Origin of the sequence: Pseudomonas sp. R5(2019) (assembly GCF_009905435.1) — a bacterium.
Taxonomy (GTDB): Bacteria; Pseudomonadota; Gammaproteobacteria; order Pseudomonadales; family Pseudomonadaceae; genus Aquipseudomonas.
Genome location: NZ_JAAAMT010000008.1, coordinates 16,645 through 30,224 on the forward strand (window position 1 = coordinate 16,645; position 13,580 = coordinate 30,224).

12 protein-coding genes and 3 pseudogenes are annotated in these 13,580 nt (G+C 59.1%); 11 read left to right on the forward strand and 4 right to left on the reverse strand.

Translation table 11 applies throughout. The features are described 5' to 3' along the window. Window positions 1–13 precede the first annotated feature (13 nt). The 10 genes and pseudogenes from peaB to GUY40_RS28735 form a co-directional block, all read left to right on the forward strand. Entirely contained in the window at window positions 14–1,456 is a 1,443-nt protein-coding gene (gene peaB / locus GUY40_RS07410; RefSeq protein WP_166568305.1) for a quinohemoprotein amine dehydrogenase maturation protein, read from the forward strand. Then, window positions 1,453–1,770 (forward strand): quinohemoprotein amine dehydrogenase subunit gamma, encoded by a 318-nt coding sequence (gene qhpC / locus GUY40_RS07415; RefSeq protein WP_166568306.1) that lies wholly within the window; start codon window positions 1,453–1,455, stop codon window positions 1,768–1,770. Before peaB ends, qhpC begins: the two co-directional genes overlap by 4 nt. A 49-nt stretch (window positions 1,771–1,819) precedes the next feature. Further along, entirely contained in the window at window positions 1,820–2,932 is a 1,113-nt protein-coding gene (gene peaD, locus GUY40_RS07420; protein WP_166568307.1) for a quinohemoprotein amine dehydrogenase subunit beta, read from the forward strand. A gap of 90 nt (window positions 2,933–3,022) precedes the next feature. Then, on the forward strand, window positions 3,023–4,681 hold the full coding sequence (locus GUY40_RS07425; RefSeq protein WP_166568308.1) for an ABC transporter ATP-binding protein: 1,659 nt from the start codon (window positions 3,023–3,025) through the stop codon (window positions 4,679–4,681). After that, on the forward strand, window positions 4,678–4,926 hold the full coding sequence (locus GUY40_RS07430; protein ID WP_166568309.1) for a hypothetical protein: 249 nt from the start codon (window positions 4,678–4,680) through the stop codon (window positions 4,924–4,926). Before GUY40_RS07425 ends, GUY40_RS07430 begins: the two co-directional genes overlap by 4 nt. Before the next feature lie 22 nt (window positions 4,927–4,948). Then, window positions 4,949–6,331 (forward strand): tryptophan 7-halogenase, encoded by a 1,383-nt coding sequence (locus GUY40_RS07435; RefSeq protein ID WP_166568310.1) that lies wholly within the window; start codon window positions 4,949–4,951, stop codon window positions 6,329–6,331. Window positions 6,332–6,786: 455 nt separating this feature from the next. Continuing rightward, window positions 6,787–6,963, forward strand: a pseudogene (locus tag GUY40_RS07440) (4-oxalocrotonate tautomerase family protein); the annotation flags it as partial. Then, window positions 6,960–7,037, forward strand: a pseudogene (locus GUY40_RS07445) (DsbA family oxidoreductase); the annotation flags it as partial. The pseudogenes GUY40_RS07440 and GUY40_RS07445, both read left to right, overlap by 4 nt. Window positions 7,038–7,153: 116 nt before the next feature. Beyond that, window positions 7,154–7,864, forward strand: a complete 711-nt coding sequence (locus GUY40_RS07450) for an SDR family NAD(P)-dependent oxidoreductase (protein WP_166568312.1) — start codon at window positions 7,154–7,156, stop codon at window positions 7,862–7,864. 70 nt (window positions 7,865–7,934) lie between these two features. Further along, window positions 7,935–8,054, forward strand: a pseudogene (locus GUY40_RS28735) (amino acid synthesis family protein); the annotation flags it as partial. 29 nt (window positions 8,055–8,083) lie between these two features. On the opposite strand, the gene GUY40_RS07460 reads toward GUY40_RS28735, so the two are convergent. The 3 genes from GUY40_RS07460 to GUY40_RS07470 form a co-directional block, all read right to left on the reverse strand. Beyond that, complete coding sequence (locus GUY40_RS07460; RefSeq protein WP_166568419.1) at window positions 8,084–9,640, reverse strand: sensor domain-containing diguanylate cyclase; 1,557 nt, start codon at window positions 9,638–9,640, stop codon at window positions 8,084–8,086. A 517-nt stretch (window positions 9,641–10,157) separates the two neighbouring features. Further along, entirely contained in the window at window positions 10,158–11,174 is a 1,017-nt protein-coding gene (locus GUY40_RS07465; RefSeq protein WP_166568314.1) for an aldo/keto reductase, read from the reverse strand. Window positions 11,175–11,286: 112 nt separating this feature from the next. Then, window positions 11,287–12,129 (reverse strand): sugar phosphate isomerase/epimerase, encoded by an 843-nt coding sequence (locus GUY40_RS07470; RefSeq protein ID WP_256675665.1) that lies wholly within the window; start codon window positions 12,127–12,129, stop codon window positions 11,287–11,289. Here GUY40_RS07470 and GUY40_RS07475 point away from each other — a divergent pair. Further along, entirely contained in the window at window positions 12,122–12,382 is a 261-nt protein-coding gene (locus tag GUY40_RS07475; protein WP_166568288.1) for a hypothetical protein, read from the forward strand. The genes GUY40_RS07470 and GUY40_RS07475 overlap by 8 nt on opposite strands. A gap of 3 nt (window positions 12,383–12,385) precedes the next feature. Here GUY40_RS07475 and GUY40_RS07480 read toward each other — a convergent pair whose 3' ends face one another. Continuing rightward, window positions 12,386–13,573: a dihydrodipicolinate synthase family protein gene (locus GUY40_RS07480; protein WP_166568315.1), complete on the reverse strand. Its 1,188-nt coding sequence runs from the start codon at window positions 13,571–13,573 to the stop codon at window positions 12,386–12,388. Between the last annotated feature and the right edge of the window lie 7 nt (window positions 13,574–13,580).

The window sequence follows — 13,580 nt, forward strand, 5'->3', positions numbered from 1 at the left end:
TGGAGGCACCGCGATGTCTATTGCGACGAGTTATTACGTGAATCGCTACAGCTTTCATGACGTGGCGGTGGAGGGGACACGAATGCTGTTCCATATCCCCTCCAGTGGGCTGTTCCAACTCGATGAGGTCGGCACGGCGCTCATCGATTACCTGAAAGAACACGAGCAGGTGTCCCACGAGGGCATTCGAAGTCGCTTCGAGCACGCCCTGTCGCCAGAGCAATTGGCCGAAACCATTGGCAGCTTCAAGGAGCTTTCCATTCTGGGAGACGAGCCGGCCCAGCCGGACGCCGGGATGAAAGTGCAGATCCGCGAGTTTCCGTTGAGCACCATCATCCTCAACGTCAACACCGGTTGTAACCTCAGTTGCACCTATTGCTACAAGGAAGACCTGGCCATCCCTTCCAAGGGCCAGAAGATGGGCTTCGAGACAGCCCGAAAAAGTATCGAACTGCTGTTGGAGCAGGGTGATGCGCGGGAGCAGCTCAATGTCATTTTCTTTGGCGGCGAACCGCTGACCAACTTGAAGTTGATCAAGGAAGTGGTGGAGTACACCGAAAGGCGTTGCCTGGAGGTGGGCAAGAAGGTCGATTTTTCAATGACCACCAATGCCACCCTGCTCAATGAAGAGGTGATCGATTACCTCGACCGTCACCGCTTCGGGATCTCGATCAGCATGGATGGGCCGCAGGCCGTTCACGATCGGCGTCGCATCACCGTGGGCGGGCAGGGCACCTACCAGGTGGTGGCGAACAAGGCGCGGATGTTGTTGGAACGTTACCGGTCCAAGCCGGTGGGCGTGCGCGTCACTTTGACTGCCGGCCACACGGACGTGGTCGGTATCCACGAGCATCTGAAAAATGACCTGGGCTTCGCCGAAGTCGGTGTTGCGCCCGCCACCTCCGGGCCTGTCACGGTGTTCAACCTGAGCAGTCAGGAGTTGCGTGAGGTGTTCGATAGCATGATGACCCTGGGGCGTGCCTATCGCGATGACGCCTTGAACGGCCGCAACAACGGCTTTTCAAACATGCATCAACTGATGAGCGACCTGTATGAAGGTCGCAAGAAGGCCTTGCCCTGCGGCGCCGGCGTCGGCTTGCTTGCGGTCGACAACAACGGCGACCTGAACCTGTGTCACCGCTTCACCGGGTCCGACATGCCCAAGTTCGGCAACGTCGACGACGGCATTGCAAAGGAGCAACTGGGGCAGTTCCTGGAGGCCGCCACAGACCGCTCAAGCAAGGGCTGCTCGACGTGCCGAATCAGAAACCTGTGTGCGGGAGGCTGTTATCACGAGTCTTACGCGCACTTTGGCGACCCGCTGTCCCCCACCTATCACTACTGCGACCTGATGCGCGAGTGGGTCGATTTCGGTATCGGCGTGTACACCGAAATCCTGCAAAAGAACCCGAGCTTCTTCAGGCAGCATCTGAGCACCCGGAGTGTCCAGCTATGAACCATTTGAAACCCATGAATCAGAAGGCCCATCAGGTCGAGGTGGCGGTTGCCAAGGGCGAGACCGAAGAGGTCCTGGCGATGTCCGCGGTGACCGGTTGCGCCACGACCTTCGACCCGGGCTGGGAGGTCGACCCGTTCCTGGGGGTGGCGGGGCTTTGCCAGCCGATGGAGGCGGACTTGTATGGCTGCTCCGACCCGTGCTGGTGGCCGGCGCAGGTTCCGGACAGCCTGAACACCTACACCGAGTGGAGCGTGAGCAATGACTCCGCCCCCCAGGACTGGACGAACCTTCAGGCGGTTTTCCCGAAATAACCGAATTCCACTTTTCACCGTCCTTGATGAGGGATGGAAAGGAAGTCATATGAACAAGAAAACACTGCGTCCAGCTCGTTCGATCCTGCTTGGCGCCGCACTGCTGGCTGGCCTCGGCGGCTACAGCCAGCTGTCGCTGGCCAAGGATATTCTGGTCACCGCAGCACGCCCGAACCTGATTGTGGTTGCCGATGCCGAGCAGCGAAAAGTCATCCATACGTTCCAGATTCCCAACACCTCCATGGGCAACAGCCCGGGTGCACTGGCGGTGTCCAAGGACGGCAAGACTGTCTACGTGATCCACAACCGCTGGGAAAGCGTCTCGGGCATTGATCTTGACAGCGGCAAGGAGGTGTTCCGCACCGACCTGTCCGGCGCTGGTGTGCGTGGCAAGGCCCCGTACGCCATCGACATCAGCCCGGATGGCAAGGAGCTGGCGGTCTATGTCACCCAAACCGAACTGCTGCCTGGGGAGTACAAGGTCGATGACCCGTTCATCGCCATCTATGACACCGCCAGCGGGCTTTCCGCCACGCCCGTGCGCAAGTTGAAATCGCCTCGCAGGGTGTCGACCCTGGCCTACTCACCGGACTACAAGCGCCTGTACGCCTTCAGCTGGGACATGTTGGTGCTGGACCCGAAAACCGGCCAGCAGATCGGCCAGCACCCCTGGCGCACCTGGGCCCGAGAGGGCTTCGGCGAGCCCGATACACTGGCGATCTGGCCGCAGTTCGAGCAGGCCAACGAGTTCGCCACGCCGTACTACATCAACCACCAGAACACCGACAAATCCGTCACGCAGCGCGCGGGCATCTGGTCGCTGGACATGGTCAAGGACACGGTACGGTTCTCAGAATTCGAAGACGCCAAGATCGTTCTGTTCTCTACAGTGATCAACCCGGTGCGGCGCAACGAGGCCTATACGGTGTACACCCAGCTGACCAAGACCGATGTGAACACCGGCAAGTTGATCAAGCGGGTTGATCTGGACCACACCTACTACAACGTCAACGTCTCCACCGATGGCAAGGAGTTGTATATCGGCGGCACTGTCGACGATATCGCGGTGTACGACTCCCAGACGCTGGCGCTCAAGGGCAAGATCAAGATCCCTGGCGGCGGCGACCAGGTTCTGACCTCGCTACGCGTCGTGCAGCGTTGAACCGTGAGCACGGTATCGATGTCTGAACAACCGGTGTCCGCAAGCATGCCGTCAGGCATGCTTGTGTCAGACACGGGCTCGAGCCTTTCCATGTGGCGTTGGCTGATCGGCTTCATCGGGCCGCATGTGGGGGCCCTGAGCCTTGTGCTGGTGCTGTCGTTGGCCGCTGCCGCTGCAGGTCTGGCGCAGCCTTACCTGACGCAACGGCTGATCGATGACGGCATTCTCAAGGGGCAACTGACCGTCGTTCACACGGTGGTGGCCGTCATTGCCGTGATGGCGCTGCTCTCCGCGTTGCTGGGCGGCATCACGCGCCATGTGTATGTCAGCACGTCGGCCAAGGTGCTGCATACGGTCAGGGAAACGCTTTTTGTGCACCTGCTGACCCTGTCACCGGCCTTTTTTGCATCGACCCGGCAAGGCGACATCCTGCAACGTCTGGACGGCGATATCGCCGAGGTGCAGCGCTTTGTCGTGGATGCGGTGCTGAGTGCGGTGAACAACAGCGTCATGCTGATCGGCGCGCTCCTGATGCTGGCCAGCATGAGCCACGAACTCACGCTGTTGATGCTGGTGGTTCTGTTGATCAATGGCGTTTTTCTCAAGCTGATTCGTCCCGCCCTGGAGCGACTGAACCGGCGTGCGCGCGACAGCGGCGCAGCGATTGCCTGCTTTTTCGTCGACATTCTGTCGGCGCCAAAATGCGTGCAGATGTTCAATGGGCAAGACCGCGAGCGCGCTCGCCTTGAAGGCTTGCATCGTGATTTGCGCACGCAAACGTTGCACCTGCAACTCTTCAGCTACCTGGCCGGGTCCTTTCCCAGTGTGATGTTTTCATTGTCGGTGGCGGCCGTGTTCTGGGTCGGCAGCGGCCGTGTGATCCACGAGCAGACCATGACCCTGGGCGTGCTCATAGCCTTTGTCACCTACATGCAAAAGGCCAATGGCCCGCTGCAGTCGTTGTTGGGGCTGTATGTCGGATACCAGCGTGCCCGTGTCTGTCTTGGGCGTATCCAGGAACTGACCCGGCAAAGACCTGCCGTCTCTGCGCCGACAACGCTTGAGAGTCGCGTGGTGCGTGGTCACGGGGAAGTGCGCTTCGACAAGGTGAGCTTCCGCTACCCCGACAACCCAAGGTGCGTGATCGATCAATTGAGCTTCCATATTCCACCTGCCAGCCGGGTGGCAATACGCGGCCGTTCCGGTGTGGGCAAATCCACGCTCGTGGATCTACTGCAGCGCCACTTCGACCCAGAGGCCGGGAGCATCGTCATCGATGGCGTCGACCTGCGGCTTCACGAGATGAACGGGCTACGCCGCTCAATTGTCGTGGTTTCCCAGGATCCCCAGTTGTTCAGCCAGTCGCTGATGGAAAACATCCGCTATGGTCGACCCCATGCCAGCGACGAAGAGGTGCTCAGCGCCGCCAGCCTGGCAGGGCTCGACGAAGTGATCCGGCAACTGCCCCAGGGCGCACACACCTCGGTAGGGCAGCGAGGCGCGGCGCTGTCGGGGGGGCAGCGACAACGGGTGATGTTGGCGCGCGCGCTGCTGATGAGCCCGAGCATTCTGGTGCTGGATGAAAGCACCAGCGGTGTCGACCGCCAGCTGGAGGCGCAGATTCACCGGGAGATCGACACGCTGTTCGCCGCAAGAACACGGATTTACATCAGCCACCGCACCGCGCTGGACGAGCCGTTCGACCTGGTGATTGATCTGAGCGCGCCTGAACAGGAGCGCAGGGCGTGAATCCTCGAATCGGCATTATCGACAGCGGGGTGTCCTGGCTCAACCAGCCCCACGCCGAATTTGGCGCCTGCTCGTTGCAAGTCCCCGGCCAGCCACAGCGGGGCGGCGGTGCCAGCCTGGCTTGTGCGCGGCTGACCGGCTTTGCGGCTCGACTGCTGGCCGCGCAGTGGATTGCTCCTTGCAAGCTTGCCCATGTGCTTCGCGGCCAAGCGAGTTTTATCGGCCCGGAGCGACGACATTCATGAGCTGGTTGTTAAGGGGCTCGAAGTGAAGCGTATCAGTGTGCTGGGTGTGGGGCCTGCCGCCGTGGTGGTGGCGTTGCTGTTGCAGCGAATGAGTTTTGCCGTGCAAGTGCTGGGTCGCCGTCGCCACACGCCGCTGTTGGAGGGCGCATCCCCGCGTGTGGTGCAGGGGCTGGAAAGGGCTGGTTGTCACCATGCGCTGGATGTGGTGGGGCACCCGTGGCAACGGGTTTCAGCCTGGGGCGGCGAACGCCGTGCGGCCAATGGCGAACACGTGATCGAGCGCAGCCTGTTCGACAGCGCTCTGATTGACGACCTTGAGGCTGCCGGCATCGACTTTCACGATGTCACGGTGACGGGAACCGAATGCAAGGGCGAGCAGGTGCACATCGACGCTTGCCTGCCCAGCCGTCAGGCGCGGACTTTTTTCGCCGACTTCATTGTCGATGCGCGCGGCAAGTCGAGCCCCAAAATGGCACCCAACCCGTTGGCGGGCCCCTTGAGCGTGGCGTTGACCCGCCACTACCGCGGCGCGTTGCCGAGGCATCGGCAGACCTGGAGCGAGTCGTTCGAGGCCGGTTGGGCGTGGGCCACGGCGGATCGGGATGGCACGTGCAGTGTTCAGTGTGTGGTTGATCCGGCGAGCCTTGAGCGGGGCATTGGCCTTGACGCGTTGCACGCGCGTTTTTTTCGCCAATTGCGCGTGATACCCCACGCTTTGGGACAGCCTGTGGCGTGTGGCTCCACCTTTGCTCGGGGGGCGCAAGCCGTGTTGCGAGGGGCGTTGGTCAATGAGCGGTGTTTACGCGTGGGCGATGCAGCGTACAGCAGCGATCCACTTTCCGGGCACGGCCTGTATGAGGCGATCGCCGGCGCATTTGCTGCTGCGCCGGTGATCAACACGCTGCTCAATGACCCGGTCCATGGGCCGTTGGCGATGGACTATTACCAGCGGCGAGCCACTTTGACCTTTGCCCAGCGCGCCAGGGCAGGGGTGGATTTCTACCGAAGCGAAGGGCAATGGGCCGAGCATGATTTCTGGCGGCTACGCCGCGAATGGTCCGCGTGGAGGCCTTCCCTGGAGCGTGGTCCCAAGGGGTTGATCACGACTGCCCCGGTGGTCGTCGATGGGTTCATTCGCCCCCGCAGCGTGCTGGTTACCGATCGGCATCCACTAGGCGTTCGCTTTCTGGCCGGGGTCGAGTTGGCGCCGCTGGTGGCCTGCCTCTGTGAGGGTATTTCGCCGGATGCACTGCACACGACGCCGTCGAGGGTAAGGGGGGATCTTGACCAGATCAAACAGGCCATTTCCTGGCTATCAAGCGTTCCCGAACTGTCCGCACCCACCTTCACCAGCTTTGTCGATCGGCTGCGTCGCCTGATGGCGCACGACGGTACGAGGCCTTGATTCCCTGTCTATTCACATCCTATCCATCGAAATCAGCAAGCGCTGCACCACGTTCATTGAAGCCTTTTTTGCGGCGATTGCATTGGGTGTGCACATTCGCGGTTTTGGATCGGTGGGGCGAACGCACTGATGTTGCTTGATCATGGCGTGGGGCGGCATGTTCTGCGTGCGGCGTTAAAGACACACGTGTCTAGGAGCCTGTCGGACTTGACCCCGCAAGAGGCTGCCGGGTGGGATCAAGGTGTTTTTTGACGCGGCGCCATTCCTTTCAGGCATCTGAATTGGTTGGCACGGCACTGGAACGGCGTGTTAGCGCGCTTGAGCGTCTGCTTGAGGTGTCGTCGGGGCGCACTTTTCTAGCTTTTACGCTGCGCGCAGCACATACAGGCGCTTGATGTTCCAGGCCATGGTCACCAGACTCCATTCGCCTTGGGCCTTAGCCAGTCCGCGCATGCTCATCTGAGCAGAAAGCTCAGGTGATCGCTGAAATCACTGAAACCCTGGAACGCGTCCTCCACAAACGCCCGGACCTGACCCACATCGTGATCGAAGAAGTCGACTCCGATAACTGGGGGTATGCTGGGATGACCACCACCGCGTACCGAAAACAACTCGCGGAAAATCAGTCATGACCCAGTCCGTCACCATCGATTTCGTCTCCGATGTGGTGTGCCCGTGGTGCGCCTTGGGCGTGACGGCACTGGAGTAGGCCATCGAGAACCTGGCCTCGGTCGAGTACTATGAACAAATGTTGAGGCAAATGGCCCAGTCCCCAACCGCAGCCTGAGTGATCACTTTCTTCAATCTTTCACGAGGTTCATCATGAGCAATTCGAAAAAGGTCGTTGTCGTCACTGGTGCATCCCAAGGTATCGGCGCCGCTGTGGTCAAGGCCTTCCGTGATCTGGATTACCGGGTAGTCGCCACCTCGCGCTCGATCCAACCGTCCACCGATCCCGACATTCTCACCGTGGCAGGCGACATCGCCGACCCGGCGACTGCCGAGCGAGTGATTCGTGAAGGCATGGCGCGCTTTGGCCGTATCGACACCCTGGTCAACAACGCCGGGATCTTCGCCGCCAAGCCGTTCACCAGCTATACCCACGATGACTACGCCGCTGTGCTGGCGGTAAACCTCGGTGGCTTCTTCTACATTTCCCAACTCGCAATCGCCGAGATGGAAAAACAGGGCAGCGGCCATGTCGTCAACATCACCACCAGCCTGGTGGATCACGCCATCGAAGGTGTGCCGTCGGTACTGGCGTCGTTGACCAAAGGTGGCCTCAATGCCGCGACCAAATCCCTGGCCATCGAGTACGCCAAACGCGGCATCCGTGTGAACGCGGTTTCCCCCGGCATCATCAAAACCCCGATGCACGGCGTAGAAACCCATGAAGCGCTTGGGCGGCTGCACCCGGTCGGGCACATGGGTGAGGTGAGCGACGTCGTCCAGGCCATCGTTTATCTGGACTCCGCCGGTTTTGTCACCGGCGAAATACTGCACGTCGATGGCGGTCAGAGCGCCGGTCACTAAGCCTGTGCGCAGCGTCGTCGATCAATGTCGGCGGCGCTGCTATTTTTATCCAGCGATCGAGCCTCTAGGAGATACGCCACGTGCCGATGAGATTGTTGTGGTGCTCGGAGCGGCTGATGGTGGACGCGTACATTCACACATCGGTAATCGCTATCTGGATACGCTGGAAATGGAGGCGCAAGGGTTATGAACAATCAAATGGCCCGACCGCTGGCGAGATTATGGCCCCGATTCAGTCATTGCAATTCCTTTGCGCCCCAATTGTTTGACGCCGTACATGGCCCGATCCGCCGCGTTAAGTAAGGTGTCAAGGTTGCGACCATGAAGCGGACACAGTGAAACTCCGATACTGCACGTCACTGAAAGCTCTCCTGCCGAGGTTGAAATTGGCTTGCAGATTGCGTCCAGCAATTTCTCGGCTTTGATTTCAGCACTCTCGGAGGTCATAAGGTCTGTCATCAGCACGACGAATTCATCGCCGCCGTAGCGTGCAATGGTGTCACCCGTACGGATGGCTTGCAGCATGCGCGCTGCGACGGTACGCAACACTTGATCGCCGATCTCATGGCCATACTGGTCATTGATTGTCTTGAAATGATCCAGATCGATCAGCAGCACGGCAAATGGAACGCCGTTCAGTTGCCAGTCAGAAAACGCTTGATTGAATCGATCGGAAAAAAGATAGCGATTGGGCAGTTGGGTGAGCACATCATGGGAGGCCCGATACGCTGAGCGTTCGTGTTCGATCGCGGCCTTTTCTATCGCCCTGAAATGTCGAATCAGCACCATAGGCATGAGCACCAATCCCCCTCCCAATAGAGCAAGAATCATCATGATTTCAACGGTCAGAACATCCCGCAGACGCAACTGACGCTCAAACAACAAGGTCATGGGTTGCGAGGCGCTCGCTATTTCGACACGATCGCTTAGCAGTGGCATCAACAGACGATCCAGAAAGCCGACACGTCCGTGCACCGTTGAAAACACTTCACTTTCAGCTCCAGCGACGTTTTTCAGGACGGCACGGATGCGCACGTGTGAATCGACGTTCGCATGCTCCACCGCCTCCAGTAGCGATCCGGTTTTGATCAACAGCAATGCGACCATAGCGCTGCCGAAAAAATTCGGTTTGGAATGATCTCTCGCCTGGTCAGGCCGACTGACAGACCGCATCAGAATGTAGGCGCTGCCCCCCTCATACATCGAGAACACCGGCGAAACAACGGGCTTGGGATTGTTGTGGGTGCGCGCCAGGGCGTAGGAGAGATAGGCGACAGTTTCCAGTCTGACGCCATAGATTGCCGTGGCCTGGGGAAGCAACGGATACATGAACAACACGGGCCAGGTTTCGCCCAGAGAAACCTGAGGCAGCGGCGGTTGCCGAGTCAGGCTTGGGAAATCCTTGAGTTTAAAGTCAGATCGCCACGTGCTGCGCAGTAGCGCTTCAAAGGCCGCCTCCTCAGCAATAGGCACTGCCCGAGCCGCTTCGAGCATGTAGATGTGAGGGTAAGCCGTCAACACAACGGAGGCATAGCGGGTCGCAGCCTCCGAGTCATACTGATCAACGGCCTGGAGAAATGCCGAAAAGCCTGCCAATACCGCCTCATTGGTGTCGAGCTGATTGCGCACGATGCTGGAAATTTTCTCCACGTGATCTGCAAAGCGCGTTTCTCGACGATGGATTTCCGACTTCAAGAGCAACCAGGCGCAAAAGCCTGTCAGTCCCACAGCAAGGAGAATGAATCCCACGAGAGCACGGCGGCGCTTGGTCAACATCATCCTGATTATTCCGACGCGAAGAGTGTGCATATCGCCCTAGGCCAGTCACCTTCAAAACAACTGAAGCTGTTGTGGGGACGCCGGGAGTAAGGATTGATTCGTAATAACGAGTTACCGCAAAAGCCTGAGTGTTTTTTCTTCTGCCTGCCCCACCCATCAAGCTAGCAAAACGCCACTCCAGCGTCCAATGCACACGTCTGAAACTATCTGAAACAGCCGCGCCATTTTTTGTGCCATCTCGAAAAGCGGGGGCAAGCGACTAATGCCAGTCAGTTAAGGCGAGATCCATGTAGGAGCGGACCTGGCCGCGATGGGCCGCGAAGCGGCCCCTTGGGCCAGCGACATCTGCGAATCAACTTGCGATTGCAGGCGGTTTCAGAATCGCCAGGGCCGCTGCGCAGCCCATCAGAAATGAAAAACCCCGCAAGCCGGCCGAGGTAGTCCGGGTGCGGGGCTTTCAATAGTGGGAGTAGCCAGGCTGTGTTCAGCCTGGCGTCCCTGCCATCGTCACCGTTCAATCCGGCGTTGGAGCATCTTCTCTGAGCAAACCAGCCTGCTTCAGGCTTTTCCAGAATTCTGACGGAATCGGCTGGCTGAACCACTCCACATTCTTGTCGACTTGGGCAGGTGTGCGAGTCCCGGCAACGAACGATGGAATGGCAGGGTGGGCGACCACAAACTGCATCGCCGCTGCCGGCAGCGGGACTTCAAACTCTCGGCATACCGATTCGATTGCTCGGACCTTCTCCAACACCGCCGGCGGCGCGGGGGCATAGTTATAGCGCGCTCCCTCGATAGCACCGGTGGCTAGAATTCCCGAGTTGAAGCCGCCGCCGATCAACACTGCAGCACCCCGTTCTTCGCACAGGGGCAAGAACTCATCCAATGACTCCTGCTCCAGAAGTGTGTAACGCCCTGCCAGCAGGAAGCAGTCAAAGTCCCGTTGCTTCAGGGCCTCGTGACAGACCTGCCATTCGTTCACGCCGACACCGATGGCTTTGACCACACCTTGGTCTCGAAGTGATTCCAGGGCACGCCAGGCACCCTCCATGGCCTGCTTGAACACCTCAGGTTGATCGGCGCCCCGAGTAAAGACATCGATATCGTGGATGAAGCAGATGTCTATTCGTTCCAGAGCCAGGCGCTGTAGGGAATCTTCGAACGAACGCATGGTGCCATCGTAGCTGTAGTCGAAGATCATTTCGTTGGGTGCCGCATTATTCCAAGGGCTGAAATCAATCTGCGAGCGAGGTTTGGGTTTGAGGATTCGGCCGACCTTTGAAGAGAGGACGAAGTCGTCGCGATTTTTCCAGCGTAGCGAATGCCCGGTACGCAGTTCTGCCAATCCGTGCCCATACATAGGTGCGGTATCAAACAGCCGTACGCCGCCTTCCCATGCCCGTTGGAACATTGCATCCGAAGTGGCTTCATCGGTGGGCGCAAACAGGTTTCCGACAGCCGAGGTGCCAAGCGCGAGGCTTGAAACATCCAGGTTGATTCGGCCGAATTTTCTTTTTGTGGACGGCAGCATGCGTGTATCTCCAGAAGCAGCGGGTGGGTGTTGTTCTTACCTGGGTGACTTACTGGTTTGACGCTTTGTGGAAACTGGAATGAGAAGTAACGATGTGTCTTGGGTGCGCTTCTCAACACACTTCCTGCAGGCGTTGTGCGCAGGTTTTCAGGACGTGCTCTTCTTCAAGCGTCCACCATCGATCCCGGGAAAAAATCTCGACTTCAATCGGGCCGCGATAACCGGCCGCTTCAACGCTATGCCGGATTCCCTGTAGATCAATGACGCCATCACCCATCATGCCGCGGTCCAGGAGCATGTCACGGGTAGGAACCAGCCAATCGGAGACATGCAGGCCTAGGATCCTTTGCTGCATGCCAGCTCGCTCGATCTGCCCATGCAGCTTTGGGTCCCACCAGCAGTGATACACATCCACGGCTACCCCGAGCGAATCAAATCCTTGCGGCTCGATTTGCTCACACAGATCAAGGGCCTGCTCTAGTGTCGAGAGGCATGATCGGTCGGCAGCGTACATCGGATGAAGAGGTTCCAACGCCAGCGCTATGCCATGACTTCTGGCTTGCTCGCGCAGCAGTGAGATGCCCTCTGTGACTTGAGCCCTGGCGCCGGCAATATCTTTGGAGCCCTCGGGCAGGCCACCCACAACCATGACGAAACAGTCAGCCTGTAGTTCTGCGGCCTCCTTGATGGCGTTGCCATTATCCAGCAATGATTTCTTGAATCCGTCACTGTCCTGGGCGGTCAGGTAGGTGGAGCGGCAATAAGCATTGACCTTCAGGCCGCTGTCGCGCAGTTGTCGGCCGACCTTGCGCAAGTCTCGACCTTCCATGTCCCTGCGCCAAGGGGCTATGGCGCCAAAACCTGCTCGGGCGATGAGCTCCAGGGTTTGCTCGACGGGCAGCCGGTGGCCAAGGGTCGCCGTGTTGATCGAGCACAGGTCCAACTGGTTGACCAATGAACGTAAGGACATCATCTTCTCCCTGCAAATGAATCGCTCAGGCCCTGAACAGGCCTGGCAGGTTGCTGACAAACCCCCTGTAGGAGCAAGGCTTGCCTGCGATGCAGGCGCCGCTGTGCTCCTGATACAACGCGGCGCCTGCATCGCGGCGGTTCGGCGCTCCGACAAGCCCAGCTCCTACCAGTCGAATCCAGCAGGTAAATTTGGGTTTGTCAGCAGTCTGTCAGGCCCTAAACAGGCCTGGCATTGATTGTTACGCAGCCACGCCATGAATCTGCAGCAACTGACGCATCCTGATCACTGCGCGATCAGGATCGCTCAGCAACCCTGCCTGATCGGCCAGGCGGAAGATTTCGCAGAAATAGGCCAGTGGTCGCATGGCCTGGTGGCCGTTGAGCATGACGAAGTGGTCCTGATGACCGTTGAGCCAGGCCAGGAAGACTACGCCGGTCTTGTAGTACTGGGTCGGTGCGCTGAAGATCAGGCGCGCCAGTGGCAATGTGGGGGCAAGCAGCTCGTTGTAACGCGAGACGTTGCCTCGCTCCAGTGCCGTTAACGCTTGCGAGGCCGCAGGCGCGATGGCATCGAATATCCCGAGCAGGGCATGGGAATATCCTTGCTCATCGCCTTGAATCAGTTCCGGATAGTTGAAGTCATCCCCGGTGTACATTTTGACCGAGGCCGGCAGCCGGCGACGCAGGGTGATTTCTTTGTCCTTGTCGAGCAACGAAAGCTTGATGCCATCAATCTTGTCTTCGTGCTCGTGAATGATCTCAAGGCAAGTCTCCAACGCAGCTTCAAACTGGGTGGTACCCCAGTATCCGTGAAGGGCAGGATCGAACATGTCTCCCAGCCAATGCAGAATGACCGGCTCCTGCGCATCAGCCAGGACGTTGCCGTACACCCGCCGATAGTCCTCCGGGCCTTTGGCAACGCGGGCCAATGCACGGCTGGCCATCAGGATAATGCGCCCGCCCAGCTTGCCGATGGCCTGATGTTGTTCGTCGTAGGCGCGCAATACGTCATCCAGATTACGCGTATCTTCGGGCGCTAGCTGATCGGTGCCGCAGCCAGAAAAAACCATGGCTCCTTTGATGTCGCGAGTGTGCTCAAGCGTGTGCTGGATCAACTTCAGTGCGGTGGGCCAATCCAGCCCCATGCCGCGCTGTGCGGTGTCCATCGCTTCAGCGATGCCAAGCCCTTGCTCCAGGAGGAAGCGCCGATAGTGAAGGGTGCGCTCCCAGTCAATGGCGCTTGCACCTCCCGGCTGCCCGGCAGCCAGGGGATCGACCACCACATGAGCGGCGCTCAGTGCTATCCGATTTTCCGAGAATGGTCGCGCCAAAATAGGCAGAGGTGCCCCACACAGCCGGTAAGGTTCGACAACGCTGCGAGACGAAGCAGCGGATTCCAGAGTGGGCAAGTTGAGGGTCAGGGACATGAAATGT